A 25,435-nucleotide genomic window follows, 5' to 3' on the forward strand; every position below is an offset into this window, starting at 1 on the left:
GTCACCGTGACCTGAACACGGTGACGCCGCTGCAGTTTTGGGCGACATTTCGGTGTATCGGGTGATCAGCCCATGGCCTAAAAACGTCCCATCGCTCCCGTGAGGGAGATCTCGATGACCACCCGCCGCGGGTTCGGCGCGGGGGTGCGTTCGTAGCGCTCGGCGTAGCGCCGCACCGCCTCCGCCACCCGCTCCGGCTCCGTGCGCACGTGCGCCCGCCCTTCCAGCGTGGCCCAGCGCCGTCCCGCCACCTGGCACACCGCCACCGCCGCCCCGCCCTCGCCGGCCTCCAGCACGTGCCGCACCTTCGCGCTGGTCCGGTTGGTGATCACCCGGGCGAGCCGGGCCTCGGGGTCGTAGGTGACGCCGACGGGCACCACGTGCGGGGTCCCGTCCGGGCGCGGGGTGGTCAGTGTGCACAGATGCCGTTCGCGCCAGAAGCTGAGGAACGACGGGTCCGGGGCACCCGGATCCTGGGCGTAGGAGGTCATGCCGGGAAAGCTAGTCCCCCCATCCCTCCCGTGGACCGCATTGAGTGGAATAGACTCAACTTTATGTACGCTGACTGAGTCAGTGCAGGAGTCGGTACAGGAGCGACACCAGGAGGAGTACGGACACGTGGATGCCGAGCTGACCAACCGGAGCCGGGACGCGATCAACGCGGCCAGCAACCGGGCCGTGACCGAGGGACACCCGGACCTCACCCCCGCCCACCTGCTCCTCGCTCTGCTCCAGGGGCAGGACAACGAGAACATCGTCGATCTGCTCGCGGCCGTCGACGCCGACCAGGCCGCCGTGCGGGCCGGCGCCGAGAAGGTGCTCGGCTCGCTGCCCAGCGTGGCCGGGTCCACCGTCGCGCCCCCGCAGCCCAACCGCGACCTGCTCACCGTCATCGCCGACGCGCAGGCCCGCGCCAAGGACCTCGGTGACGAGTACCTCTCCACCGAGCACCTGCTCATCGGCATCGCCGCCAAGGGCGGACCGGCCGCCGAGGTGCTGTCCCGCCAGGGCGCAACCCCCAACAAGCTTGTCGACGCCTTCCAGAAGGCCAGAGGAGGGCGCAGGGTGACCACCGCCGACCCCGAGGGGCAGTACAAGGCCCTGGAGAAGTTCGGAACCGACTTCACCGCCGCCGCGCGGGACGGCAAGCTCGACCCCGTCATCGGCCGCGACCAGGAGATCCGCCGGGTCGTCCAGGTGCTGTCCCGCCGTACCAAGAACAACCCCGTCCTCATCGGCGAGCCCGGCGTCGGCAAGACCGCCGTCGTCGAGGGGCTCGCCCAGCGGATCGTCAAGGGGGACGTGCCCGAGTCGCTCAAGGACAAGCGGCTGGTCGCGCTCGACCTCGGGGCCATGGTGGCCGGGGCCAAGTACCGCGGTGAGTTCGAGGAGCGGCTCAAGACCGTCCTCGCGGAGATCAAGGACTCCGACGGGCAGATCATCACCTTCATCGACGAGCTGCACACCGTCGTGGGCGCCGGCGCCGGCGGGGACTCCTCCATGGACGCCGGCAACATGCTCAAGCCCATGCTGGCCCGCGGTGAGCTGCGGATGGTCGGTGCCACCACCCTCGACGAGTACCGGGAGCGGATCGAGAAGGACCCCGCCCTGGAGCGCCGCTTCCAGCAGGTGCTGGTCGCCGAGCCCACCGTCGAGGACACCATCGCCATCCTGCGCGGCCTCAAGGGGCGCTACGAGGCCCACCACAAGGTCCAGATCGCCGACAGCGCGCTGGTCGCGGCGGCCACCCTGTCCGACCGGTACATCACCTCCCGCTTCCTGCCCGACAAGGCCATCGACCTCGTCGACGAGGCGGCCTCCCGGCTGCGCATGGAGATCGACTCATCGCCCGTCGAGATCGACGAACTCCAGCGCGGGGTCGACCGGTTGAAGATGGAGGAGCTCGCGCTGGACAAGGAGACCGACCCGGCCTCCCGCGAGCGCCTGGAGCGGCTGCGCCGTGACCTCGCCGACAAGGAGGAGGAGCTGCGGGGCCTGACCGCCCGCTGGGAGAAGGAGAAGCAGTCCCTCAACCGGGTGGGTGAACTCAAGGAGAAGCTGGACGAGTTGCGCGGCCAGGCCGAACGCGCCCAGCGCGACGGCGACTTCGACACCGCCAGCAAGCTGCTGTACGGCGAGATCCCCACCCTGGAGCGCGACCTGGAGGCCGCCTCCGAGGCGGAGGAGGAGGCCGCCAAGGACACCATGGTCAAGGAGGAGGTCGGCGCCGACGACATCGCCGACACCGTCGCCGCCTGGACCGGCATCCCGGCCGGCCGCCTCATGGAGGGCGAGACGCAGAAACTCCTGCGCATGGAGGAGGAGCTGGGGCGCCGCCTGATCGGGCAGGCGGAGGCCGTGCAGGCGGTGTCCGACGCCGTACGGCGCACCCGGGCCGGGATCGCCGACCCGGACCGGCCCACCGGCTCCTTCCTCTTCCTCGGCCCCACCGGCGTCGGCAAGACCGAACTCGCCAAGGCCCTCGCCGACTTCCTCTTCGACGACGAGCGGGCCATGGTCCGCATCGACATGTCGGAGTACGGCGAGAAGCACACCGTCGCCCGGCTCGTCGGCGCGCCTCCCGGCTACGTCGGCTACGAGGAGGGCGGCCAGCTGACCGAGGCGGTGCGCAGGCGGCCGTACAGCGTGGTGCTCCTCGACGAGGTGGAGAAGGCCCACCCGGAGGTCTTCGACATCCTCCTCCAGGTCCTGGACGACGGGCGTCTGACGGACGGCCAGGGCCGTACGGTCGACTTCCGCAACACGATCCTGGTGCTGACGTCCAACCTGGGCAGCCAGTTCCTGGTCGACCCGATCACCAGCGAGGCGGAGAAGAAGGAACAGGTCCTGGAGGTGGTGCGGGCCTCCTTCAAGCCGGAGTTCCTCAACCGGCTCGACGACCTGGTCGTCTTCTCCGCCCTCACCAAGGACGAGCTCGGCCGGATCGCGCGGCTCCAGATCGACCGGCTCGCACAGCGCCTCGCCGAGCGCCGGCTCACCCTGGAGGTCACCGACGCGGCCCTGGACTGGCTCGCCGTCGAGGGCCTGGACCCGGCCTACGGCGCCCGCCCGCTGCGCCGCCTCGTCCAGACCGCCATCGGCGACCGGCTCGCCAAGGAGATCCTGTCCGGCGAGGTCAAGGACGGCGACACGGTCCGGGTGGACGCCTTCGGCGACGGCCTGATCGTGGGACCGGCCACCGGCAAGACGCTGTAACGACACAAGGGCCCGTCACCCTGGTGGGTGGCGGGCCTGTCCGGGTTGAGGACGCGAAGCTAGTATTCGGTATCGTCTCTCTTTGCATTTCACTTGTTCACAAGGGCGGGAAATGGGGTGCACGGCATGCTGTTGAGCTTCCGGGTGGCCAATCATGGGTCACTGCGTGAGCCTCAGGAGCTGAACCTTGTGCCGGTCTATGCGGATGACCGTCCGGCCCTCACGGTGGCGGCAATCTACGGGGCCAACGCGTCGGGCAAGTCGACAGTCGTGAACGCGTACGAGTTCTTCGTGGACGCGGTGCGCAACTCGCAGGCCCGTTGGCTGCCCGACGAGCCGATTCCCAGACGCCCCTTTCTCCTCGACCACGAGAACATGCGCCGGCCGTCGAGTTATGCGGTGGACGTCCTGGTGGACGGAACGCGGTATGTCTACGGGTTCACAGTCGGAGACCGAGCCGTGGAGGAGGAGTGGCTGTACTCCTATCCCAAGGCGCGTAGGCGGGTGCTGTTCGAGCGCACCGGGCAGGGTGTGACGTTCGGCGCGTCGCTCACCGGGGAGCGTGCCGCCGCAGAGCGGATCATGCGAGCCAACAGTCTCTATCTCTCGGCTGCTGCGCAGATGGGGCTCCAGGAGCTGAGCGCGGTGTGGGAAGCCACACAGGTAGACGACGTCATCGACGATCAGACGCGGCAGCTGGCGTCCGGCTCGGGATCGCTCACGGTGGCCATGTTCCGGATGTTCGAGGCGATCGGTATCGCGCGGGCCGACGACCTGCTGGCCGCTGCCGACCTCGGAGTGGCCGGAGTGCGGGCGGGGCCGCAGGACGAGCGGCTTCAGCGGGCCTTCGACGAAAGCGGGGCCGCTGACGAGCTCGCAGGCCAGCTCGGTGACCTTGCGCCGACTCTGAGGCAACTGGCCGGGCGATCCCTGCGGTTCGTGCACAGAGTCGGCGACGAGGAGTTCCTGCTGCCGCCGGAGGCGGAGTCGGCCGGTACGAAGACCTGGCTGACTTTGGCGAGCATGGCCTTGATGTCCATCGTGCGGGGCAGCCGACTGTGGATCGACGAGGTCGATGTGAGCCTGCACCCTTTGCTTACGGCCAAGCTCGTCAAACTGTTCCAGGACCCTGAACTCAACCCTCAGGGCGCCCAGTTGGTCTTCACCACGCATGACGCCTCACTCCTCGGCACGATGCTGGGCGAGGAAGTGCTCCGCCGTGACCAGATCTGGTTCGTGGAGAAGGACGTGGCGACCGGCGCTTCCGAGCTGTATCCCCTCAGCGACTTCAAGCCGCGCAAGGGGGAGAACTTCGAGCGGCGCTACCTCTCCGGTGGCTATGGTGCCGTGCCGGTGCTGCCGGACTCCGCTCTGGAAGACATGGTCCGGGAGTACTGGGGGGCACATGCCAAGGCCGTTTCCGCGTGAGGGGTCGGGCCGTCGGCGCGGCCCCACCCGCAGATCCGCGCGGACCGTCCTCGTAGTCTGCGGCAGCAGGGAGACCGAGCGGCAGTACCTCCAGGGGCTGCGAGAGCACCTCCGCAACCCCGCCGTCTCCGTCGTCGTACGTGGCAAAGCCTGCGCGCCGACCCAGCTTGTCGCCTACGCGCGCAAGCAGCGGGATCTCACTAAGGGCAGCTTCGACGAGGTGTGGTGCGTATTCGACGTGGACCAGTTCGTCGACGTCGCTGAAGCCGTCGTTGCCGCGCGCAGAGCGAACATCAAGGTAGCTGTCTCCAATCCCTGTTTCGAACTATGGCTCCTGCTCCACTTCGCCCCGCAGACGGCACACGTCCCGACGTACCGGAAGCTGCTCCCTCTCCTGCAGAAGCACGTGCCCGGATACGACAAGGCGCGTGTCGACTTCGCCCTTTACAGAGACGGCCGGGCTGCCGCCGCGGAGCGTGCCCGTGGGCTCGATCCGACCGGTGAGCAGCATGAACGGAATCCGTCCACCAACGTATGGCGGCTGGTCGAGCGGATGGAGGAGCGGTGACGGCGACACGGTCCGGGTGGACGCCTTCGGCGACGGCCTGATCGTGGGACCGGCCACCGGCAAGACGCTCTGAGGGGCGTGGTGACGAGGGGGCGCCGCCCCCTCGTCACGGCGTGAACGCCACGAACCGCACCTCGGACCACTTCGGCCCGTCGTGCACGACCTCGATCTGCACGGCGGACATCTTCCCGGCGACCGGGCCGCCGTTCAGGCACGCGTCGACCGCCTCGCTGCGGCACTGCTCGGTCCGCAGTCCGGGTCCCTCCGGGTAGCCGGCGGCCACCCAGGGGCCCACCTCGTCCCGCCGCAGCCGGAAGTTCGCCTCGTAGCGTGGTTCCGGCCCGGCCTGGATCCCGCACCAGGCGTCGTCCGCCCCCGCCGGCAGCTTCGCCCCGCCGTAGGCCAGCGCTTCGACGCACGAGGTCTTCTTCACGTCCGCCTCGACCGAGTCGTCCGTGAAGAGCCAGGCGACCAGAACCGCGATCAGACCGGCCACCACCAGCGTCGGCACGGCCAGGATCGTCAGGAAGACCCCCCATCTGGTCCTGCCCGGCGCGGCCTGTTCCGCGACCGCTTCGATGTCCGTCAGTGTCATGTGTTCCCCCAATGGTCGACCCCCGTTCTACCTGGCTGACCGGATCATGTCAGCCCTGGGAGGACAGGGCCCGCCTGGGCTTGCCACCCCCCTCCCCGCATGGGGGAGGATGGCAGGATCCGTACGAAGGGAAATTCACGGTGACCATCGACCCGTCCTCGATTCCGAACTTCGGGGGCCAGCCCGAGCCGCAGCCCCAAGGACCGGCGGGCCCCGTCGTCCCGGATCAGGATCTCGTGAAGCAGCTCCTCGACCAGATGGAGCTGAAGTATGTCGTCGACGACGAGGGTGACCTCGCGGCGCCGTGGGAGCAGTTCCGTACGTATTTCATGTTCCGCGGCGAAGGCGACCAGCAGGTCTTCTCGGTGCGGACGTTCTACGACCGGCCCCACCAGATCGACGAGAAGCCCGCGCTGCTGGAGTCCATCGACGACTGGAACCGGCGCACCCTGTGGCCCAAGGTCTACAGCCACACCCACGACGACGGCACCGTCCGTCTGATCGGTGAGGCGCAGATGCTCATCGGCACCGGCGTCAGCCTGGAGCACTTCGTCTCCTCCACCGTGAGCTGGGTGCGCGCCGCCATCGAGTTCGACAAGTGGCTCGTCGAGCAGCTCGGTCTCGAGCAGGAGGTCAACGACGCGGAGAAGCCCGAGGACGACGAGTAGACGTCCTCGCGCCACCCGAGAGCCCGGCCAGGGCACCGGCCGCCACGGCCGTGTGCCGGGGCCGGGCTCTCGCCGTCGCCTGAGCCGGCCCGGGCTCCGAAGGCACCCGCGCCCGTCCACAGCCTGTGGACGGGCGCGCTCCTTTTGCGAGCCCCTCTCAGCCCGCGAGCCCCTTCAGCCGGCGAGCCCCTTCAGCCGCTGGACGGCCTCCTCCAGCACTCCCGTCCGCTTGCAGAACGCGAACCGCACGAACGGCGCGCCCGCCTCCCGGTGGTCGTAGAAGACCGCGTTCGGGATGGCGACGACGCCCGCGCGTTCGGGCAGGGCGCGGCAGAAGGCGAAGCCGTCGCCCTCCGCGGACAGCACCGCGCCGAGGGGGCGGATGTCGGTGGTGACGAAGTAGGTGCCGGCGGGCCGGAACACCTTGAAGCCCGCCTCCGCGAGACCCGCCGCCAGCAGGTCCCGCTTGGCCAGCATGTCCTCGCGGAAGGCGGCGAAGTAGCTGTCCGGGAGGGCGAGGGCCTCGGCGACCGCGTACTGGAAGGGCCCGGAGGACACGTACGTCAGGAACTGCTTCGCCGAGCGGACCGCCGCAACCAGACCGGGCGCCGCCGTGATCCAGCCGACCTTCCAGCCGGTGAAGGAGAAGGTCTTGCCGGCGGAGCCGATGGTGACCGTGCGCTCCCGCATCCCCGGGAAGGTCGCGAGGGGCAGGTGCTCGGCCTCGTCGAAGACCAGGTGCTCGTAGACCTCGTCCGTGACCACCAGCAGGTCCCGCTCCACGGCCAGCTCGGCGATCGCCGTCAGCTCCTCGCGGGTGAGGACCGTGCCGGTCGGGTTGTGCGGGGTGTTGATCAGCAGGAGCCGGGTGCGGTCGGTGACGGCGGCGCGCAGCTCGTCGAGGTCGAGGCGGAAGCTGCTCTCGTGCGGCCGCAGGGTGACCGGGACCCTGGTCCCGCCCGCCATGGCGATGCAGGCCGCGTAGGAGTCGTAGTACGGCTCGAGCGCGACGACCTCGTCACCCGGCTCCACCAGCGCGAGCAGGGCGGCGGCGATGGCCTCCGTGGCGCCGGCCGTGACCAGGACCTCGGTGTCGGGGTCGTGGGCCAGGCCGTAGCGGCGCTCCTGGTGCGCGGCGATCGCGGTGCGCAGCTCGGGGACCCCCGGGCCCGGCGGGTACTGGTTGCCGCGTCCGTCGCGCAGCGCCCGCACGGCCGCCTCCCTGACCTCCTCGGGACCGTCCGTGTCGGGGAAGCCCTGCCCCAGGTTGATCGAGCCGGTGCTGAGGGCCAGGGCGGACATCTCGGCGAAGATCGTCGTCCCGAACTCGGTGAGACGGCGGTTGAGCAGGGGGCGCGCGCTGGAGGTCATGCCGGCCATCCTGCGCCCAAGCTCTGGAGTTCCTCAACTCTGCTTTGGCCCGTGACACGGAAGGGCATCTCCAGCTCACGCAGCGAGCGAGGCGCCCACGGGGGGTCGTTTTCGGGGCGCTGCGGAGAAAGGTCGGTGACGCCATGGGTGTGGTGCTCGGCATCATCCTGCTGGTTCTCTTCCCGGTCGTGCTGCTGCTGGCGGTCGCGAGCGCCGGGCGCCGGCGGCGCGGTCGGCGCGACCGGCGGCTGTACAGCGGTTCCGCCTCGGGTTCGAGCGGCAGCTGGTGGGCCGGTGACAGCGGTTCCGACTCCGGCGGCGGACATCACGGAGGGCATGGCGGGCACTCCTGCGGCGGCCACTCCGGTGGTCACTCCTGCGGCGGCGGGTCGTCCTGCGGCGGCGGAGGCGGATGCGGGGGAGGCAGCTGACACGGGGCAGCTGCCTGCGGCAGGGGGAACCGCATCCGGGACGGGGGGAACGGGGGAAGGCGGGGGCGTGGGGTCCGGACCTGGGTCGGGCCGCGCGCCCCCGCTTGTCGCTTTTTCACTCCGGTGCTCCGGCGCACGCTCCGGCCGCCGTGGCGCACGCCGTGGTTGAACAGATGAGCTGGGGAGCCCACGCAGGGATGGAAACCCCACGAAGTTGGGTAAAAACGCTGTGACGGCGCCACCGTTCATGATTCCCTCTAACTCGCCAACGCAGCCCCTCGGACGTCCTCCGGACACGTCCTGACCTCCCACTGGGCTGACCGGGCCGATCCCCCCACAGTCGCCCGGGTGCGCCGGAACCCCACACCACCCTTTCTTTGCGTGCTAGCGGAGCCGATCCATGCTCACGACCCTGAACACCTCGTACACCGACACGCGCGCGGCCGACCTCGCCTGGGCCCTGGGGCGTGAGCCGCTGCCCGCCCTCGCCGCGCTCGACGTCGACATCGCCGGGGCGAAGCTTCAGTTGAGACTCCTCGGCGCGTCCCACCAAGTGCTCCTCGAGGAGGACCGGGGCACCTGTTCGGAGACGGTGGCGTGCATCCCCGGCAGCAGCACGCCGCTGCCGCTCGGCGTGGCCAAGCGGGTGGGGGACTGGGAGTACGAGTTCGCCGCCCGCGTGGAGGCCCTGTCGCCGGGTCAGTTCGCGGGCCGCGCACAGGAGTTGCTCGCGCTGGTGTCCGACCATCCGCACGGTCTCGCCGGCGTCTTCCCCGGCAGCCCGCACGCGTTCACGGCCCTGCTGGCCCAGCGCCACGAGGGCCAGGTGCACTGGCGGACCTGGCACGCGTACCCGCAGGACGGGCAGTTGGTGGCCACCCGGACCCGCGTCGGGGTCAGGGTCCCGGTGGCGACGGCGGGTTGAGCCGGGCAAACCGCTGCCCCCGGGTTCACTCCCACTTCCACACGTGTGGGTGACGAAGCGTGCCGTGGCCGTGACGTAACGTCGCACCGTGATCGAGCCGCACGCCCTCGCCCCGCCCGGCGCTCCGCCGCCCCGGGCCGGGCCCGCGCCGCTGCCGGTCCGCCCCGGCGTCGGCCGGTTCCTCGTCCTGGCCTGCGTCTTCGTCTGTGCGGCCTGCGGACTGGTGTACGAGCTCGAACTGGTCGCCCTGGCCTCCTACTTGACCGGCGACTCGGTCACCCAGGCCTCCGTGGTGCTGTCCGTCATGGTCTTCGCGATGGGCATCGGCTCGCTGGCCGCCAAGCGGTTGCGCCGGCTCGCGGCCGCGGCCTTCGGCGCCCTCGAGGCACTGCTCGCGCTGGTCGGCGGGTGCAGCGCGATGACCCTGTACGCCGTGTTCGCGTGGACCGGTGACTGGGGCGGGCTGTGGGCGAGCGGTCCGCGCTGGCTCCTGGTCGCCTTCTCCCTCGCCATCGGCCTGCTCATCGGGGCCGAGGTGCCCCTGCTGATGGAGCTGATCCAGCGCATCCGCCGCCAGGACGCGGGCGGCGCGGTGGCCGACCTGTTCGCGGCGGACTACGTCGGCGCCCTGGTCGGCGGCCTGGCCTTCCCGTTCCTCCTGCTGCCCCTGCTGGGCCAGTTGACCGGCGCGCTGCTCACCGGCGCGGTCAACGCGCTCGCGGGCGGCGCCCTGGTCCTCGGCCTGTTCCGCGGCGACCTGACCCGCCGGGCCCGCAGGCTGCTGCTGGCCGCCAACCTCGCCGTGCTCGTCGTCCTCGCCACCGCCACCGTCCTCGTCGACGACTTCGAGCGGGCCGCGCGCGAGGCGGTCTACGGCCACGACGTGCGGGTCGCCCTCCAGACCGGCGTCCGGGAGGTCGCGCTCACCGGCGGCACCGACGGCCGCCCCCTCGACCTCTACGTCGACGGCCGGCTCAGGGTCGGCGGCCGCGACGAGGACCGCTACCACGAGGCCCTCGTCCACCCCGCGATGAACGGCCCCCACGCGCGCGTGCTCGTCCTCGGCGGTGCGGACGGCCTCGCCGCCCGCGCGGTGCTCGGCCACTCCGGCGTCCGGCGGGTCGACCTGGTGGCGCTCGACCCCGCGGTGGTCGACCTGGCCCGCCGCGACCCGGCACTCTCCCGGCTCAACGGCCATGTCTACGGCGACCCGCGCGTCCACGTCAGCACAGCGGACGCGTTCCGCCGGCTGCGGACGCCGGCGCCCGGGCCGTCGTACGACGTGGTGATCGCCGATCTGCCCGACCCCGGCGTCACCGCGAGCACCAAGCTGTACTCGCAGGAGTTCTACGGCCTCGTCCGCCGCGCCCTGGCCCCCGGCGGCCGGTTCGCCGTGCACGCGGGCCCGGTCTCCTCCCGCCCCCGGGTCTTCTGGACGGTGGACGCGACCCTGCGCGCGGCGGGCCTGCGCACCACCCCCTACCGCGTCCGTGGCCCGGACTCCGGCTCCGGCCGCACGCCCGGGGTGTCCCGCGCCCCCCGCGACTGGGGCTTCGTGCTGGCGTCGCGGGGACGGCGCCCGGCACTGGCCCTGGACCCCCGCGGGCCCCGGCCGGCGACCCTGACGGCGGAGTCCCTGCGGGCGGCGTCCCGGGCGGCACAGGCGACCCGGGTCGGCGGCCTCGCGGCGTCCACGTTGGTGCATCCGCGCTACTGATCCCGCCGACGGGGCGTCGGGGCGCTGTCACTTTCGACCAACGGGGGTGCAGGAGCGGCGCCCCTGGGTAGGCTCGGCAACCATGGAGCATGAGGTGTTCGTTCCGGTTCCGGTCGAGCGGCTGCGGGAGACCCTGGGGGACCCCGGCAGGGTGGCCCGGGCGGTTCCCGGGCTCCAGCAGGACGCCGGCGCGGAGCCCGTCGCCGGGCGCCTGAAGGTGCGGGTCGGCAGCCACTCCGTCACCTACCGGGGCGCGGTACGCCTCTCTCCCCGGGACGACGGTTCCTACGCCGTCGAGGGCGAGGCGGCCGAGACCCGCGGCACCGGCTCGGTCAAGCTGGCCCTCACCGTCCGCCTGCGCGACACCGACGGCGGCTCGACCGTGGTCTTCGACGGCACGGCCACGGCGGACGGCCGTGTCACGGAACTCCCCCAGGACGCGGTGGGCTCCGCGGTCGTACGTCTGCTGAACCGTTTCGCGGAGGCGCTGGGCGAGACGACGGAGACGCCGGCGGAGCCGTCCGGGACGGCGGCGGCCCCGGAGCCGGCCGAGGCTGCGAAGACTCCGGAGGTCCCGGAGGTCCCGGAGACCGCCGAGGCCCCGGGAGCCGTCGCGGCGCAGGAAGCCGCGGAGACCTCCGAGGAGCCCGTCGAGCAGCCCCCCGCCCCCCAGGTCGACGACTTCATGGAACCCTCCGGCCCCCCGGCCGAGGCCGCCCACGCCCGCCGCACGATGATCGGCCGCAGCGCGGAAGAGGTCGACCACGCGCCCCCGAGGGGCCGTTACGCCCCCGTCCCCGCTCCCCAGACGGTGGCCTCGGGTGTGCCCCTGCGCTGGGCGGCGCCGGCGGCGGCGGTGGCCCTGGCGTCGGCGATCGTGGTGGGAAGGGCACTGCGCAGACGCCGTTGAGCGGCCGCCCAGTAGTGTCGTCCCGTGAGCCATGAAGACATCACACTGACCGCGGGCGACGCGGAAGTGACCTTGCGGCCGGCAAACGGCGGACGGGTCGGGGGACTTCGAGTCGGAGGCGTCCAACTGCTGCGCCAGGGCGACCGGTTCGGCTGCTTCCCGATGGTCCCCTGGTGCGGCCGTATCCGTGACGGACGGTTCCGCGACGGGGCCGAGGTCCACCAGATGCCGCTCAGCTCCCCGCCGCACGCCATCCACGGCACCGCCCGCGACGGCGCCTGGAACATCGCCCGCACATCCACCGACGAGGCGGTCCTCACGTACGACCTCGTCGAGCCCTGGCCCTACCCCGGGCGGGTCACCCAGATCGCGGCACTCACCCCGGACGCCCTGACGCTCACGATGTCCGTGGAGACGTACGACGCCTCCTTCCCGGCCCAGATCGGCTGGCACCCCTGGTTCAACCGCACCCTCGACGGCGGCGAGCCCGTCCGGCTCGACTTCACCGCCGCCTGGCAGGAGGAGCGCGGCGACGACCACCTGCCCACCGGCAACCGCGTCGACCCGAAGCCCGGCCCCTGGGACGACTGCTTCGGCATGCCCGGCGGCGTCGACGTCACGCTGACCTGGCCCGGGCAGCTGGAGCTCAAGGTCGCCAGCCGCGAGGAGTGGGTCGTGGTCTACGACGAGCAGGAGGCCGCCGTCTGCGTGGAGCCGCAGACCGGGCCGCCCAACGGCCTCAACACCCTGCCCCGCCTGGTCACGCCCCTGGAGCCGCTGGAGGCCTCGACGACCTGGAGCTGGCGGCGCCTCTAAGCTGACAGGCATGACTGACGCACGCGCCGCCCTCAAGCAGCAGATTCTCGACAAGGCCGTGGTGCACGGCAAGGTGACCCTGTCATCGGGCCTGGAGGCCGACTACTACGTCGACCTGCGCCGCGTGACCCTCGACGGGGAGGCGGCCCCGCTGGTCGGCCAGGTGCTCCTGGACCTGACCGCGGACCTGGAGTTCGACGCGGTCGGCGGCCTGACCATGGGCGCCGACCCGGTCGCCGGCGCCATGCTGCACGCGGCCGCCGCGCGCGGCCGGCGCCTGGACGCCTTCGTCGTGCGCAAGGCGGCCAAGGCGCACGGCATGCAGCGGCGCGTCGAGGGCCCCGACATCGCCGGGCGCCGGGTGCTGGTCGTCGAGGACACCTCCACCACCGGAGGCTCCCCGCTCACCGCGGTCGAGGCGGTGCGCGAGGCGGGCGCGGAGGTCGTCGCCGTCGCCACGATCGTGGACCGCGCGACGGGCGCCGCGGAGAAGATCGAACAGGGCGCGGGGGTGCCGTATCTCTTCGCGTACTCGAAGGACGAGCTGGGACTGGCCTGACCAGGGAGTGACCACGGGATGGACCATCCGGCCGAGTCTGGAAAGATGAGGCCGACGATGACGTCGAACCCCCACACAAGGTCTAGGTCAGGGCCGTAAGCACGCAGTACGCCAACCCGCAGATACAAGGAGCGGACACATGCCGATCGCAACCCCCGAGGTCTACAACGAGATGCTGGACCGGGCGAAGGCGGGCAAGTTCGCCTACCCGGCCATCAACGTGACCTCGACCCAGACCCTGCACGCTGCGCTGCGCGGCTTCGCTGAGGCCGAGAGCGACGGCATCATCCAGATCTCGACCGGTGGCGCCGAGTTCCTGGGCGGCCAGTACAGCAAGGAGATGGTCACGGGTTCCGTGGCCCTCGCCGAGTTCGCGCACATCGTCGCCGAGAAGTACCCGGTCACCGTCGCCCTGCACACCGACCACTGCCCCAAGGACAAGCTCGACGGGTACGTACGCCCGCTGCTCGCCGTGTCCGAGGAGCGCGTCAAGGCCGGCGGCAACCCGCTGTTCCAGTCGCACATGTGGGACGGCTCGGCGGAGACCCTCGCCGACAACCTCTCCATCGCCCAGGAGCTCCTGGAGCGCGCCCGCGCCGCCAAGATCATCCTCGAGGTCGAGATCACCCCGACCGGTGGCGAGGAGGACGGCGTCTCGCACGAGATCAACGACTCCCTGTACACGACCGTCGACGACGCCATCCGCACGGCGGAGGCGCTCGGCCTCGGCGAGAAGGGGCGCTACCTGCTGGCCGCCTCCTTCGGCAACGTCCACGGTGTCTACAAGCCGGGCAACGTCGTCCTCCGCCCCGACCTGCTGAAGGAGCTGAACGACGGGGTCGCCGCCAAGTTCGGCAAGCCGGCCGGGTCCCAGCCGTTCGACTTCGTCTTCCACGGCGGCTCCGGCTCCACGGAGGAGGAGATCCGCACCGCGCTGGAGAACGGCGTCGTCAAGATGAACATCGACACCGACACGCAGTACGCCTTCACGCGTCCGGTCGCCGACCACATGTTCCGCAACTACGACGGCGTCCTGAAGGTCGACGGCGAGGTCGGCTCCAAGAAGACCTACGACCCGCGCACCTGGGGCAAGCTGGCCGAGGCGTCGATGGCCGCCCGGGTCGTCGAGGCCACGCAGCACCTGCGCTCGGCGGGCACCCGCATCAAGTAACTCCCGCGTTTCCCGTGAGCCCGGTGCCTTCGTGCCGGGCTCACGGTATATGTGGGCCCATGTCCGACGTCAGGCTGGCCTCCCCGCAGGGCAAGTGGATCCTGCTCACCACCGTCCTCGGCTCCAGCATGGCGATGCTGGACTCGACCGTCGTCAACGTCGCCCTGCCGCGCATCGGCCGTGACCTGGACGCCGACCTCGCCGCCCTCCAGTGGACGGTCAACGCCTACATGCTGACGCTGGCCGGGCTGATCCTGCTCGGCGGCTCGCTCGGGGACCGCTACGGCCGCCGCAAGGTCTTCGTGGTGGGCGTCGTGTGGTTCGCGGCGGCCTCGCTGCTGTGCGGCCTGGCCCCGAACGCCGGGGTCCTCGTCGCCGCCCGCGCCCTCCAGGGAGTCGGCGGCGCCCTGCTCACGCCCGGTTCCCTGGCCCTGATCCAGGCCTCCTTCCATCCCGACGACCGGGGCCGGGCCGTCGGCCTGTGGTCCGGGTTCGGCGGCATCGGAGCGGCCGTCGGCCCCTTCGTGGGCGGCTGGCTGGTGGACGGTCCCGGCTGGCGCTGGGTGTTCCTGCTCAACGTGCCGCTGGCGCTGGTGTGCGCGCCGATCGCGGTACGGCACGTTCCCGAGTCGGCGGACGGACGCGCCGACCACGGACGCTTCGACGTGCTCGGCGCGGTCCTCGGCGCGCTGGCGCTCGCGCTGGTGACGTACGCGCTGATCGAGGCCCGCTCCGGGTCCCTGGTGGTCGCCGTGACGGCGGTTGCCGGAGTGGCCGCCGGGGCGGCCTTCGTGGCGGTGGAGAAGCGGCGGCCCGATCCGATGATGCCCCTCGGGATCTTCGCGTCCCGGCAGTTCACCGCGGTGAACCTGGTGACGCTGTGCGTGTACGCGGCCTTCGGCGGGTTCTTCTTCCTGGCCGCGCTCCAGCTTCAGGTGGCGGTGGGTTACTCGGCCCTCCAGGCCGGTACGGCCCTGCTGCCGACGACCGCCCTCATGCTGCTGTTCTCGGCCCGCTCGGGCGCCCTCGCCGACCGCATCGGACCGCGCATCCCGCTCACCGCCGGCCCGCTGCTGTGCGCGGCGGGGATGCTGCTGATGCTGCGGGTCGGGCCGGGGGCGTCGTACGGGGCGGATGTCCTGCCCGCGCTGCTGGTCCTCGGCACCGGCATGGTCACCCTGGTCGCGCCGCTGACGGCGACCGTGCTGGGGTCGGTGGACGCCTCCCGGGCGGGCCTGGCGAGCGGCATCAACAACGCGGCGGCCCGGGCGGCGGGCCTGATCGCGGTGGCCGCGCTGCCGCTGGTCGCGGGGATGGGGGAGGGGGCCTACCGGTCGCCGGGCGCCTTCGACGACGCCTTCGGGCGGGCGATGGTGGTGTGTGCGGGGGTGCTGGTGGTGGGGTCGGCGGTCGCTTTCGCGACGGTGCGGTCGCTGCCGGCGGGGTGCCGGAAGCCGGAGTGCCGGACCCACGGGGCAGTGCTGGCACCACCGCTGGAGGGGGAGCGGGCCCGGGGGAGGCTGTCGTAGTGCCTCTGCGGTCCGGTGGGGGCTGGTCGCGCAGTTCCCCGCGCCCCTGAGCAGTCGCAGTCACCGGCACCACGACGGACACCCCCCACCCCGGCACCGACCCACCCACCGAACCCAAGGCGCTGCACAAGCCCCCACCGGACAGCGGCAGGCCGCCGCAGGCATCAGGGGCGCGGGGAACTGCGCGACCAGCCACAACGCACCCGCAGACGAAACGCAGCCTTCCGCGAGGGAGACTGGACCCATGTCCATTCACGAGAACCTTCTCGGGGGCCCGCCCCCGACCCACCTCCCCGACGACCCGGAGCCCCGTGAGCTCCTGGCCAACGGCACCGCCCCCGCCGATGTCGCCGCGAAGTACCCGACCTCCTCGCTGGCCTGGGCCCAGCTCGCCGACGAGGCGTTCGAGCGGGGCAGCGTCGTGGAGTCGTACGCCTACGCCCGTACCGGCTACCACCGCGGCCTGGACGCGCTGCGCCGCAACGGCTGGAAGGGCCACGGCCCGGTCCCGTGGGAGCACGAGCCGAACCGCGGCTTCCTGCGCGCGCTGCACGCCCTCGCCCGTGCCGCCGGTGCCATCGGCGAGCAGGAGGAGTACGAGCGCTGCTCGCAGTTCCTGAAGGACTCCTCGCTCACGGCGGCGGAGACGCTGGGCTGATCCGTCACCGTTTTCCGGGCCCGCCCGCGTGACCGGGCGGGCCTTGCCATTTGCGCGGACGATGGAAGAAGATGCCCGGCGGGGACCGGGGCCCCGTGTCGGTAACGGCAGGGCGGACCGCTACCCGGAGTAATAACAGGAGACAGCGATGTCGTCCCATGAGGCTCAGGAAGCGCAGGAGCCCGAGACCCCGCATCTCGACTTCCAAGGCACGACGCCGTACGAGGACTACGTCAAGGCGGACGTGCTCACCCACCTCCAGCACACCCTCTCCGACGATCCCGGAGAGATGGTCTTCCTGGTCACGACCCAGGTCATGGAGCTGTGGTTCACCGTCATCGTGCACGAGTGGGAGACCGCGGCGGCCGCCCTGCGCTCCGACGACGTGCCCACGGCCGTCGCCGCGCTGAAACGATCCGTCCGTGAGCTGGAGGCCCTGAACGCCTCCTGGAAGCCGCTCGGCCAGCTCACGCCCGCGCAGTTCAACTCCTACCGCTCGGCGCTCGGCGAGGGCTCCGGCTTCCAGTCGGCGATGTACCGCCGCATGGAGTTCCTGCTCGGCGACAAGTCGGCGTCCATGCTCGTCCCGCACCGGGGCGCGCCCCGCGTCCACGCCGAGCTGGAGAAGGCGCTGCACGAGCCGAGCCTGTACGACGAGGTACTGCGGCTGCTCGCCCGGCGCGGACACGCCATCCCGGCCGCCGTCCTGGAGCGGGACGTCTCGCGCCGCTACGAGCCCTCGGAGGAGGTCGAGGCCGCCTGGACGGCCCTCTACTCCGGCCCCGAGCACGACGAACTCGCCCGCCTGGGCGAGGCGTTGACCGATGTCGCCGAGCTGGTGTGGCGATGGCGCAACGACCACCTCGTCGCCACCCGCCGCGCGATGGGCGCCAAGGCCGGCACGGGCGGCTCCGCCGGGGTGGCCTGGCTGGAGAAGCGCGCGCGGAAGAACGTGTTCCCGGAGCTGTGGACGGCGCGGTCCCATGTCTGAACTCGACTTCAAAGCACGGGAATTGGACGCCGGTGACGAACTCGCGGGCCTGCGCTCGCGGTTCGTCCTCGACGACGTCGTCTACCTGGACGGGAACTCGCTGGGCGCCCTCCCGGCCGCCGTCCCGGGGCGCGTCGAGGACGTCGTGCGCCGCCAGTGGGGGTCCCTGCGGATCCGGTCCTGGGACGAGAGCGGCTGGTGGACCGCCCCCGAGCGGATCGGCGACCGGATCGCCCCGCTGGTCGGGGCGGCGGCCGGGCAGATCGTGGTCGGCGACTCGACAAGTGTCAACGTGTTCAAAGCACTTGTGGGCGCGGTGCGGCTCGCCGGCGGCCCCGAGGCCGGACGGGACGAGGTGGTCGTCGACGCGACCACCTTCCCCACGGACGGGTACATCGCCGAGTCCGCGGCCCGGATGACGGGCTGCACCCTGCGGGCGGTGACCCCGGCGGAGGTGCCGGGCGCGCTCAGCGGCCGTACGGCGGTTGTGCTGCTCAACCACGTCGACTACCGCACCGGACGCCTGCACGACCTGCCCGGGCTCACGGCCGCCGTGCACGCGGCGGGCGCGGTCGCGGTGTGGGACCTGTGCCACAGCGCGGGCGCCCTGCCGGTCGGCCTCGACGCGCACGGCGTCGACCTCGCGGTCGGCTGCACCTACAAGTACCTGAACGGCGGCCCCGGTTCACCGGCGTACCTCTACGTCCGACGTGAGCACCAGGACCGCTTCGACTCCCCGCTGCCCGGGTGGAACTCCCATGCCGAGCCCTTCGGGATGCGGCCGTCGTACGCACCGGCGCCGGGCGCGCTGCGGGGCCGCGTCGGCACCCCCGACATCCTCTCCATGCTCGCCCTGGAGGCGGCCCTGGAGGTCTGGGACGGGGTGTCGGTCGAGGCGGTGCGCGCCAAGTCCCTCGCCCTGACGGACTTCTTCCTGGAGTGCGTCTCGTCGTACGTCGACGAGGGCCGCGTCGAGTGCGTGACCCCCCTGGCGCACGCCGAGCGCGGCAGCCAGGTCGCGCTGCGCTGCGAGGACGCGGGCGAGGTGATGAAGCGGCTCATCGAGCGGGGCGTGGTGGGCGACTTCCGGCACCCGGACGTGCTGCGATTCGGCTTCACGCCGTTGTACGTCGGGTTCGCGGACGTGGAGCGGGCGGCGCGGGTGCTGGGGGAGACGCTCGGCTGACGGGCTCCGCCGCCCTGCCGGTCCGGTGACCGGTGCCGCCCTGCTGGTCCGCCCTGCCGGTCCGGTGACCGGTCCGCGCTGTCGGTCCGGTTGACCGGCTTCGGCTTCGGCTTCGGCGCCCTCAGTCCTGCACGGCGTACACGCCCGCCTGTGCCGCCGCGACCGCCGCGTCCGCGGCGCGTTCGGCGGCGGCCGGATCGGGGACCGTGCCGGTGGTGAGGAGGCCGTAGTAGAGGGGTGCGGAGACCGCCCGTACGACGGTCGCCGGGTCGGTGCCGGCGGGGAGCTCGCCGCGCGTGACGCCCTCCGTGACACAGGGGGCCCACTCGGCGACCCGTACCGCGTAGAAGTGCCGCAGCGCCTCGGCGGTACGCGGGTCGCAGGCCGCCGCGGCGATGACCGCCCGGAACAGCGCGCCCTGCCGTGGGTCGGCGAGCGTGCGCTGGACCAGCAGGGCGTTGGCCCGCAGGTCGTCGCGGACCGAGCCGGTGCGGGCGCGGGGCAGCGACTGCTCGGCCATGTCGGCGAGCAGGTCGGCGACCAGCGCGGTGACCGTCCCCCACCGCCGGTACACGGTCGTCTTGCCGACCTCCGCGCGCCGGGCGACCTCGGCGAGGTCCAGGCGGTCGAAACCCTGCTCGACGAGCACGTCCCCGGCCGCCCGCAGCACGGCCGCACGGACCCGCGCGGTACGGCCGCCGGGACGGACGGTGCCGGGTTCGGCGGACATGTCGGCCTCCTCGGTGCGCTCACGCGGTGCGCTTCGGCGGTGTGCGTTGTCGGTGTGCTTTGTCGGTGTGCTCCGGATCCGTGGGGCGGACCGCCACCAGCGTAACGAAACGGCAGAACCGTTTAACCCTCACCGAGCGTGACATCCCCGGGTCCGCGCACGTCATGGGCCTGATACCGTCCCGGCCAACGGCCGGATTCCCTTCCAGGATGATTCACGGTCCGTCAGATCCGTTTCGTCGCTGAGAGGTTGGAGCATGCCGGACGACGCCGCAGCCCGTGCCGCCGCAGAAGCCCGTGTCGCGGCCGAGGAGGAGTCGGCCTTCTCGCACCCGGCGGTCGACCCCGACGCCACCGCGGCGTACGGCGACGACCCCGACCAGATGATCGACTTCTACGCCCCGCGCGTGGCGGTGTCCCCCGGGGGCGGCCTCGCGCCGCTGGTCGTCGTCCTGCACGGCGGAGCGTGGCGGGCGCCCTACGACCGGCGGCACGTGACACCGTTCGTGGACTTCCTGGCCCGGCGCGGATTCGCCGTGGCCAACGTGGAGTACCGGCGGGGTGGGGTCTCTCTGCCGGGGGAGGGTGCCGGTGGTGGGGGCGCTGTGGATGGCGTCGGTGCCGGTGGTGTCGGTGCGGGGGGCCTGGGCGCCGGCGGCGTCGGGTCGGTGGCCGGACGTTGGCCCGAGACCTTCGACGACGTGGCCGCCGCGGTGGACGCGCTGCCCGGGCTGGTACGGGAGCACCTCCCGCAGGCCGACCCGCGCCGCATGGTGGTCACCGGTCACTCCGCCGGCGGCCACCTCGCGCTGTGGGCCGCGGCCCGGCACCTGCTGCCGGCCGACGCCGCGTGGCGCATCGACCGTCCGGCGCCCCTGCGCGGGGTCGTCGCCCTCGCCCCGATCGCCGACTTCACGGTCGCCGACAAGCTGGACGTGTGCGGCGGCGCGTGCCGCCAACTCCTGGGCGGCGACGAGGGGTTCGCGGCGCGCGTGCCCTACGCCGACCCCGCGCTGCTGCTGCCCACGGGCATCGCGACCACCCTCGTCCAGGGCCGCACCGACACGGTCGTACCGCAGGCGGTCGCCGAGGCCTACGCGGACGCGGCGGCCAAGGCGGGCGAGGTGGTGGGCCTGACCCTGCTGGAGGACGTCGGCCACTTCCCGCTGATCGACCCGGCGGCGGACGCGTGCGCGGTGGTGGCGGAGGAGATCGCGCAGCTGGCGTGGTGAGGCGGGTCCGGGAGGGTCTTGGGATGCGGTCCGGAGTGCGTCTTGGAAGCGTCTTGGGATGTTTCCTGTGACCTCGTGCGGCCCCTCCCGGTGATACCCGTAATACCTGAGAGCTACGACCGCGAAGAGCTCCCTGGCGGGACGCGGACGACAGCTCCGGCTCCGTAACTTCCTTTCCTGACAAGCCCGATGGCCGGGCGGACGGGGAGGGACGACTGTGGGGACCAGGGGGAGGGGCCCGCGTGAGCGCGGCGGTGACGCGTGGCATCCGTGGGGTGTGGGCGGGACCGAGCCGGCCGACGGCCGCGACGAACCGGGCCGGCTGCGGGGCGTCCGGGACGACCTGTACGTGGGGGACGAGTCAGGCGAGCAGGACGAGCGGGCCGTCCACGGAAGGCCCGGACACCGCCGTGCCCGCGTGCACCGCCGTGTCCGCGCGTGGCGCCGGGCCGTTCTCGCCGCCCTGATCACCGCGGCGGTGGTGGCCCCGCTCTCCGCGGCCGCCCGCCCCGAGATCCCGTCACCGCCCCCCGCCACGCTTCCTCCGCTCACCCCCGCCACCCTCGACGAGATCTACGCGGCCAACAGCAGCAACGCCGCCGAGGCCGCCCGCGCGGCCGAGGACCACGGTTACACCCACCGCGCGGCGGCGGACCGGAGGCTGGCCGCCCCCGCCCGCCACCTCCTCGCCTTCGACGGCCGGGGCCCCGGAAGCGCGACAGAGGTCTTCGGCGACCTCGCCCACGCCGACCACGTGGCCGTCCTCGTCCCCGGCTCCGACACCTCCCTGGACACCTACGACCGCTTCCGGACGACGGCCGCGGCCCTGCACCGACAGCTCACCGCCACCGCCCCGCACGGCACCCGGACCGCGGTGGTCGCCTGGCTCGGCTACCGCACCCCGGACACCGTCAGCACCGCGGTCCTGACCACGGGCAGGGCCGAGGACGCGGCCCCTCACCTGCGTGCCTTCATACGCCGACTCCAGGGCGTCGTCGGCAGCACCGGCACCCTCTCCCTGGTCTGCCACTCCTACGGCTCGGTGGTCTGCGCAAGGGCGGCCGCCCACCTCGACGTCGACGACCTGGCGCTCATCGGCAGCCCCGGCACCGGCGCCGACACCGCCACGGCCCTGGGCACCCCCGCCCGGGTCTGGGCGGCCAGGGGGGAGGACGACTGGGTCGGCGAGGTCCCGCACGTGAGGGCCGGCCTCTTCGGCGTCACCGTCGGATTCGGCACCGACCCGGTCTCCCCGGCCTTCGGCGCCCACGTCTTCGCCGCCGGACGGGGCGGCCACAGCGACTACTTCAGCCCGGGCTCGGTCTCCCTGACCAACCTCGCCCGGATCGTCCTCGGAGACGCCGCGGAGGTGACCCGTGCCTGAGAACCACGACCCCCGGCACGGCTTCGGCATACGCCGGGGCGCGGACGGCATACGCCGGGCCGCCCACCGGATCGACGCGGCGACACCCCACGGCCGGGACCGTGCCGTCGACGCCCTGCGCGCCTTCGCGATCCTCGGCGTCGTCCTCGGCCACTGGCTGGTGACCGCCCTGGTCGCCGACGGAGGCGCCCTGCACACCGCGAGCCCGCTTCAGCACATGCCGTGGCTGGCCCCGATCTCCTGGGCCTTCCAGACCCTGGCCGTGTTCTTCCTGGTCGGCGGCCATGTGGCGACCCGCGGCTACACCTCGGCCCGTGCCCGCGGGACGACGTACCGGCAGTGGCTGACGGGCCGTCTCGCGCGGCTGTTCAAGCCGGTGGCGGCCGTCCTCGCCCTGTGGACGGTCACCGCGACGGCCCTGCTGCTGACCGGCGCCCCGTACGGGACGGTCCGCACCCTGGTCAGGCTCGCCCTGTCCCCGATGTGGTTCCTCCTGGTCTTCGGCGCCCTCACGGCCGCCACCCCGCTCCTGCTGAGGCTGCACCCGCTGTGGCCGCTGGCCGTCGTCCTGCACGTGGACCTCGTGCGCTTCGGGCTGGGCGGCCCGGACTGGCTGGGCTGGGTGAACCTGGCGGCCGGCTGGCTGGTCCCCTACACCCTGGGCGCGGCCTGGACCCGGGGCGAACTGGAGAGGCGGCGCGCGGGGTGGCTCCTGCTCGGGGGCGGTGCGACGGCGACCGCGGTGCTCGTCGTGTGGGCGGGGTATCCGGCGTCGATGGTCGGGGTGCCGGGCGCCCCGGTGTCCAACCTGAACCCGCCGACGCTGGCCGCCGTCGCCTTCGGCCTGGCCCAGTGCGGGCTCGCCCTGCTGCTGCGCGACCGGTTGCGCGCCGGGATGCGACGCCCCCTGGTCTGGGCGGCGGTGGCACTCGTCAACCTCTCCGCCATGACGATCTTCCTGTGGCACCAGACGGCGCTGATGGCCACCACGGCCACCGGCCTCGCGCTCGGCCGGCTGCCCGGTCTGCACACCGTGCCCGACGGCCTGGACTGGGTGGGCGCCCGGCTGGCCTGGCTGCCGGTGTTCGTCCTCGTCCTCGCCGTCTGCCGGTCGGCCTTCCGGTCGTTCGAGCAGGGGCCGCGCCGGGTCGGGGGCCGTCCGTCACGGGTGGTGCGGGTGCACCGCGGGACCGATCCCGCGGCAGCGGAGGAGGCGCGTCGTGCCTAGGGTGGTCGACGTGCGGGAGACGGGGGTCGGACAGGTGGTCAGGGACCGTGTGCTGGGCTGGCTGCGGGTGCTGCGCGCGGACCTGTGCACGCTGCGGGTCGACCCGCTGCCCCCGTCCGTCTGGCTGCGCTGGCTGCCGCACGGCCTGGTCTGCATGGTCGCCCTCGGGGTCACCATCGGCGTTGCGGCCCAGCTCGAGGACAACGGCGGGGTGGGCGTCAGCCTCGCCCTCGCGATCGGTCTCGCCCAGGGCGCCGCCGTCGTGTTCGCGCTGTGGCGGCCCGTCCCTGCGTGGTGGTTCTCGACCGCGGCCATGGTGGTCGGCGCCGTCGAGGTGCGCCGGCACCTGCTGGCCGGCGGCGCGCACGGCTTCACCTGGCCCTGGTCCTCCGGCGGACTCATCGGACACATGGTCGTCCTCCTGCTGCTCGCCCTGCGGGTGCCCACACGCGTGGCCGCCGAGGCGCTGGCGGTGACCCTGCTTCTCACGTACCTCGTGGAGGGCGTGCTGGGGGCGGCCGACTTCCAGCCCACCGGGATTCTCGCGGTCACCCTGTTCACCGTGGTGGTGGTGCTCGGCACCGCCCTGCGGGGCCGCCGGGAGGCCAGCAGGGCGCTCGTCGAGCAGACCACGCTCACCGCCGAGGAGCGGGCCCGCCGCACCCTGCTGGAGGAGCGCAGCCGGATCGCGCGCGAACTCCACGACGTCGTCGCCCACCACATGTCCGTCATCTCGATCCAGGCGCAGGTCGCCCCGCACCTCGTCGAGAACCCCTCCGCGGAACTGCGCGAGAACCTCGACGGCATCCGGCAGAACGCGCTGGAGGCGCTGACCGAGCTGCGCCGGGTCCTGGGCGTGCTGCGGGCCGAACACCCCGACACCGCGCAGGAGTCCGCCGACCCCGTCACCGGCACCGCCCCGCACGCCCCGCAGCCCACCCTGGACCGGCTGGACGCGCTGGTGGAGAACACCCGGGCGGCCGGACTGAGCGTCCAGGTCGACGTGCGGGGCGTCCGGCGGCCCCTGCCGTCCGGCGTGGAGCTGTCGGCGTACCGCATCGTGCAGGAGGCGCTGAGCAACGCCTTGCGCCACGCGCCCGGCGCGACCGCCTCCGTCTCGCTCGTCCACTACCTGCACGGGGTGGACGTGCGGATCGTCAACTCCCGCCCCACCCGGGCCGTGGCCGCGTCACCGGGCGCGGGACACGGGCTGCTCGGCATGCGGGAGCGGGCCGCGATGCTGGGCGGGACACTGCGCGCCGGCCCCCGCCCCGACGGCGGCTACGAGGTGGCCGCGTATCTTCCGACGGCGCCCCCGGGCGCGCCCGAGCAGGCCATCGACTCCGAGGACGGCAGCGCATGACGACCGGCACGAGCGGAGACATCCGCGTACTCATCGCCGACGACCAGCAGATGGTCCGGCAGGGCTTCAGCGTGCTGCTGAGCGCCCAGCCCGGCATCGAGGTGATCGGGCAGGCGGTGGACGGCCTCGACGCCGTCGCCCAGGTCGCCGAACTCGTCCCGGACGTCGTCCTGATGGACATCCGCATGCCCGAGCTGGGCGGCATCGAGGCCACCCGCCGCATCACCGGCGAGCGCCCGGAGATCAGGGTCCTGGTGCTGACCACCTTCGACCTCGACGAGTACGTCTACGAGGCGCTGCGGGCCGGCGCGTCCGGGTTCCTCCTCAAGGACGCCTCCGCGGAGCAGCTCGCCGAGGCGGTGCGCGTGGTGGCGGCCGGGGACGCGCTGCTCGCGCCCGGTATCACCCGGCGGCTGATCGCCGAGTTCTCCCGCCTCGACGAGCGGCCCCGCTCCCCCCTCAAGAGCCGGGTCGGGGAGCTGACCGAGCGGGAGACGGAGGTCCTCGCGCTGATCGCGCAGGGTCTGTCGAACGCCGAGATCGCCGAGCGGCTCGTGGTCGCCGAGCAGACCGTGAAGACGCACGTGGGCCGCATCCTGGTGAAGCTGGGCCTCAGGGACCGCACCCAGGCCGCGGTGTTCGCGTACGAGTCGGGGCTGGTCAGACCGTCCGGCTACTGATCGGCCCGCTCCGGTGCCCGTAGTACCTGAGAGGGACGCCGAAGGACCCGTCTCGCTGGTGACGACGGGGACCCCGGCCC

Annotated in this window: 24 protein-coding genes; 20 read left to right on the forward strand and 4 right to left on the reverse strand. The window is 72.6% G+C overall.

Annotated features, from left to right (window positions below; all coding sequences use genetic code 11):
- Positions 1–77: 77 nt before the first annotated feature.
- On the reverse strand, positions 78–491 hold the full coding sequence (locus ACIQJT_RS17785) for a pyridoxamine 5'-phosphate oxidase family protein (protein ID WP_402644390.1): 414 nt from the start codon (positions 489–491) through the stop codon (positions 78–80).
- Positions 492–618: 127 nt separating this feature from the next.
- On the opposite strand from ACIQJT_RS17785, the gene clpB reads away from it, so the two are divergent.
- From clpB to ACIQJT_RS17800, 3 genes are all read left to right on the forward strand, one after another.
- Positions 619–3,216, forward strand: coding sequence for an ATP-dependent chaperone ClpB (gene clpB, locus ACIQJT_RS17790; protein WP_365453559.1), 2,598 nt, complete (start codon positions 619–621; stop codon positions 3,214–3,216).
- Positions 3,217–3,342: 126 nt separating this feature from the next.
- On the forward strand, positions 3,343–4,644 hold the full coding sequence (locus ACIQJT_RS17795; protein WP_402644393.1) for an ATP/GTP-binding protein: 1,302 nt from the start codon (positions 3,343–3,345) through the stop codon (positions 4,642–4,644).
- Positions 4,622–5,212 carry an RloB family protein gene (locus ACIQJT_RS17800; protein WP_402644396.1) on the forward strand — a complete coding sequence of 197 codons (591 nt, stop codon included), beginning with the start codon at positions 4,622–4,624 and terminating at the stop codon, positions 5,210–5,212. The genes ACIQJT_RS17795 and ACIQJT_RS17800 overlap by 23 nt, the downstream gene beginning before the upstream one ends.
- Before the next feature lie 106 nt (positions 5,213–5,318).
- Here ACIQJT_RS17800 and ACIQJT_RS17805 read toward each other — a convergent pair whose 3' ends face one another.
- Positions 5,319–5,807, reverse strand: a complete 489-nt coding sequence (locus tag ACIQJT_RS17805; protein ID WP_402644398.1) for a hypothetical protein — start codon at positions 5,805–5,807, stop codon at positions 5,319–5,321.
- Positions 5,808–5,947: 140 nt separating this feature from the next.
- On the opposite strand from ACIQJT_RS17805, the gene ACIQJT_RS17810 reads away from it, so the two are divergent.
- On the forward strand, positions 5,948–6,475 hold the full coding sequence (locus ACIQJT_RS17810; RefSeq protein WP_402644400.1) for a YbjN domain-containing protein: 528 nt from the start codon (positions 5,948–5,950) through the stop codon (positions 6,473–6,475).
- Positions 6,476–6,649: 174 nt separating this feature from the next.
- On the opposite strand, the gene ACIQJT_RS17815 is transcribed toward ACIQJT_RS17810, so the two are convergent.
- Positions 6,650–7,855 (reverse strand): pyridoxal phosphate-dependent aminotransferase, encoded by a 1,206-nt coding sequence (locus ACIQJT_RS17815; RefSeq protein ID WP_402644402.1) that lies wholly within the window; start codon positions 7,853–7,855, stop codon positions 6,650–6,652.
- Between the two features lie 134 nt (positions 7,856–7,989).
- Between ACIQJT_RS17815 and ACIQJT_RS17820 the strand changes: the two genes are divergently transcribed.
- The 11 genes from ACIQJT_RS17820 (at position 7,990) to kynU (ending at position 18,739) form a co-directional block, all read left to right on the forward strand.
- Positions 7,990–8,277, forward strand: coding sequence for a hypothetical protein (locus ACIQJT_RS17820; protein ID WP_402644405.1), 288 nt, complete (start codon positions 7,990–7,992; stop codon positions 8,275–8,277).
- Positions 8,278–8,677: 400 nt separating this feature from the next.
- Positions 8,678–9,202 (forward strand): DUF2617 family protein, encoded by a 525-nt coding sequence (locus ACIQJT_RS17825; RefSeq protein WP_365453568.1) that lies wholly within the window; start codon positions 8,678–8,680, stop codon positions 9,200–9,202.
- An 88-nt stretch (positions 9,203–9,290) separates the two neighbouring features.
- Positions 9,291–10,919 (forward strand): polyamine aminopropyltransferase, encoded by a 1,629-nt coding sequence (locus tag ACIQJT_RS17830; protein ID WP_402644407.1) that lies wholly within the window; start codon positions 9,291–9,293, stop codon positions 10,917–10,919.
- An 82-nt stretch (positions 10,920–11,001) separates the two neighbouring features.
- Entirely contained in the window at positions 11,002–11,829 is an 828-nt protein-coding gene (locus ACIQJT_RS17835; protein ID WP_402644409.1) for an SRPBCC domain-containing protein, read from the forward strand.
- A gap of 24 nt (positions 11,830–11,853) precedes the next feature.
- Complete coding sequence (locus ACIQJT_RS17840; protein WP_402644412.1) at positions 11,854–12,645, forward strand: aldose 1-epimerase; 792 nt, start codon at positions 11,854–11,856, stop codon at positions 12,643–12,645.
- 10 nt (positions 12,646–12,655) lie between these two features.
- Complete coding sequence (gene pyrE / locus ACIQJT_RS17845) at positions 12,656–13,204, forward strand: orotate phosphoribosyltransferase (RefSeq protein WP_053852712.1); 549 nt, start codon at positions 12,656–12,658, stop codon at positions 13,202–13,204.
- Between the two features lie 139 nt (positions 13,205–13,343).
- A complete protein-coding gene (gene fbaA / locus ACIQJT_RS17850; RefSeq protein WP_365453581.1) occupies positions 13,344–14,375 on the forward strand; it encodes a class II fructose-bisphosphate aldolase in 1,032 nt (343 codons plus the stop codon).
- Between the two features lie 59 nt (positions 14,376–14,434).
- Positions 14,435–15,904: an MFS transporter gene (locus tag ACIQJT_RS17855; RefSeq protein WP_402644416.1), complete on the forward strand. Its 1,470-nt coding sequence runs from the start codon at positions 14,435–14,437 to the stop codon at positions 15,902–15,904.
- A gap of 244 nt (positions 15,905–16,148) precedes the next feature.
- Positions 16,149–16,562: a DUF3151 domain-containing protein gene (locus ACIQJT_RS17860; protein ID WP_365453587.1), complete on the forward strand. Its 414-nt coding sequence runs from the start codon at positions 16,149–16,151 to the stop codon at positions 16,560–16,562.
- Positions 16,563–16,710: 148 nt separating this feature from the next.
- Positions 16,711–17,553: a tryptophan 2,3-dioxygenase family protein gene (locus ACIQJT_RS17865; protein WP_402644420.1), complete on the forward strand. Its 843-nt coding sequence runs from the start codon at positions 16,711–16,713 to the stop codon at positions 17,551–17,553.
- The gene (gene kynU, locus ACIQJT_RS17870) at positions 17,546–18,739 is read left to right on the forward strand and encodes a kynureninase (protein ID WP_402644423.1); all 1,194 of its coding nucleotides are present in this window, start codon (positions 17,546–17,548) and stop codon (positions 18,737–18,739) included. Before ACIQJT_RS17865 ends, kynU begins: the two co-directional genes overlap by 8 nt.
- Before the next feature lie 121 nt (positions 18,740–18,860).
- Here the strand turns inward: kynU and ACIQJT_RS17875 are convergent, their stop codons facing one another.
- Complete coding sequence (locus tag ACIQJT_RS17875) at positions 18,861–19,469, reverse strand: TetR/AcrR family transcriptional regulator (RefSeq protein ID WP_402644425.1); 609 nt, start codon at positions 19,467–19,469, stop codon at positions 18,861–18,863.
- A 256-nt stretch (positions 19,470–19,725) separates the two neighbouring features.
- On the opposite strand from ACIQJT_RS17875, the gene ACIQJT_RS17880 reads away from it, so the two are divergent.
- The 5 genes from ACIQJT_RS17880 to ACIQJT_RS17900 all read left to right on the forward strand — a co-directional run bounded on the left by ACIQJT_RS17880 (position 19,726) and on the right by ACIQJT_RS17900 (position 25,355).
- Positions 19,726–20,700 (forward strand): alpha/beta hydrolase, encoded by a 975-nt coding sequence (locus tag ACIQJT_RS17880; protein ID WP_402644428.1) that lies wholly within the window; start codon positions 19,726–19,728, stop codon positions 20,698–20,700.
- A gap of 349 nt (positions 20,701–21,049) precedes the next feature.
- Positions 21,050–22,084: an alpha/beta hydrolase gene (locus ACIQJT_RS17885; protein ID WP_402644789.1), complete on the forward strand. Its 1,035-nt coding sequence runs from the start codon at positions 21,050–21,052 to the stop codon at positions 22,082–22,084.
- Entirely contained in the window at positions 22,077–23,312 is a 1,236-nt protein-coding gene (locus ACIQJT_RS17890) for an acyltransferase (protein ID WP_402644430.1), read from the forward strand. The genes ACIQJT_RS17885 and ACIQJT_RS17890 overlap by 8 nt, the downstream gene beginning before the upstream one ends.
- Positions 23,305–24,675, forward strand: a complete 1,371-nt coding sequence (locus ACIQJT_RS17895) for a sensor histidine kinase (protein ID WP_402644433.1) — start codon at positions 23,305–23,307, stop codon at positions 24,673–24,675. The genes ACIQJT_RS17890 and ACIQJT_RS17895 overlap by 8 nt, the downstream gene beginning before the upstream one ends.
- Positions 24,672–25,355: a response regulator transcription factor gene (locus tag ACIQJT_RS17900; RefSeq protein WP_365453605.1), complete on the forward strand. Its 684-nt coding sequence runs from the start codon at positions 24,672–24,674 to the stop codon at positions 25,353–25,355. Before ACIQJT_RS17895 ends, ACIQJT_RS17900 begins: the two co-directional genes overlap by 4 nt.
- The last annotated feature ends 80 nt before the right edge of the window (positions 25,356–25,435 follow it).

The sequence above is a fragment of the Streptomyces sp. NPDC091972 genome, assembly GCF_044756385.1.
Taxonomy (GTDB): Bacteria; Actinomycetota; Actinomycetes; order Streptomycetales; family Streptomycetaceae; genus Streptomyces.

What these genes read in the sequence shown, in the direction of transcription:
- ACIQJT_RS17800 (WP_402644396.1), top strand. Translation starts at nt 4,622, where the DNA reads ATGCCAAGGCCGTTTCCGCGTGAGGGGTCGGGCCGTCGGCGCGGCCCC.
- ACIQJT_RS17785 (WP_402644390.1), bottom strand. Translation starts at nt 491, where the DNA reads ATGACCTCCTACGCCCAGGATCCGGGTGCCCCGGACCCGTCGTTCCTC.
- kynU (WP_402644423.1), top strand. Translation starts at nt 17,546, where the DNA reads ATGTCTGAACTCGACTTCAAAGCACGGGAATTGGACGCCGGTGACGAA.
- ACIQJT_RS17855 (WP_402644416.1), top strand. Translation starts at nt 14,435, where the DNA reads ATGTCCGACGTCAGGCTGGCCTCCCCGCAGGGCAAGTGGATCCTGCTC.
- pyrE (WP_053852712.1), top strand. Translation starts at nt 12,656, where the DNA reads ATGACTGACGCACGCGCCGCCCTCAAGCAGCAGATTCTCGACAAGGCC.
- ACIQJT_RS17875 (WP_402644425.1), bottom strand. Translation starts at nt 19,469, where the DNA reads ATGTCCGCCGAACCCGGCACCGTCCGTCCCGGCGGCCGTACCGCGCGG.
- ACIQJT_RS17900 (WP_365453605.1), top strand. Translation starts at nt 24,672, where the DNA reads ATGACGACCGGCACGAGCGGAGACATCCGCGTACTCATCGCCGACGAC.
- ACIQJT_RS17795 (WP_402644393.1), top strand. Translation starts at nt 3,343, where the DNA reads ATGCTGTTGAGCTTCCGGGTGGCCAATCATGGGTCACTGCGTGAGCCT.
- ACIQJT_RS17835 (WP_402644409.1), top strand. Translation starts at nt 11,002, where the DNA reads ATGGAGCATGAGGTGTTCGTTCCGGTTCCGGTCGAGCGGCTGCGGGAG.
- ACIQJT_RS17865 (WP_402644420.1), top strand. Translation starts at nt 16,711, where the DNA reads ATGTCGTCCCATGAGGCTCAGGAAGCGCAGGAGCCCGAGACCCCGCAT.
- fbaA (WP_365453581.1), top strand. Translation starts at nt 13,344, where the DNA reads ATGCCGATCGCAACCCCCGAGGTCTACAACGAGATGCTGGACCGGGCG.
- ACIQJT_RS17880 (WP_402644428.1), top strand. Translation starts at nt 19,726, where the DNA reads ATGCCGGACGACGCCGCAGCCCGTGCCGCCGCAGAAGCCCGTGTCGCG.
- ACIQJT_RS17860 (WP_365453587.1), top strand. Translation starts at nt 16,149, where the DNA reads ATGTCCATTCACGAGAACCTTCTCGGGGGCCCGCCCCCGACCCACCTC.
- ACIQJT_RS17805 (WP_402644398.1), bottom strand. Translation starts at nt 5,807, where the DNA reads ATGACACTGACGGACATCGAAGCGGTCGCGGAACAGGCCGCGCCGGGC.
- ACIQJT_RS17815 (WP_402644402.1), bottom strand. Translation starts at nt 7,855, where the DNA reads ATGGCCGGCATGACCTCCAGCGCGCGCCCCCTGCTCAACCGCCGTCTC.
- ACIQJT_RS17820 (WP_402644405.1), top strand. Translation starts at nt 7,990, where the DNA reads ATGGGTGTGGTGCTCGGCATCATCCTGCTGGTTCTCTTCCCGGTCGTG.
- ACIQJT_RS17825 (WP_365453568.1), top strand. Translation starts at nt 8,678, where the DNA reads ATGCTCACGACCCTGAACACCTCGTACACCGACACGCGCGCGGCCGAC.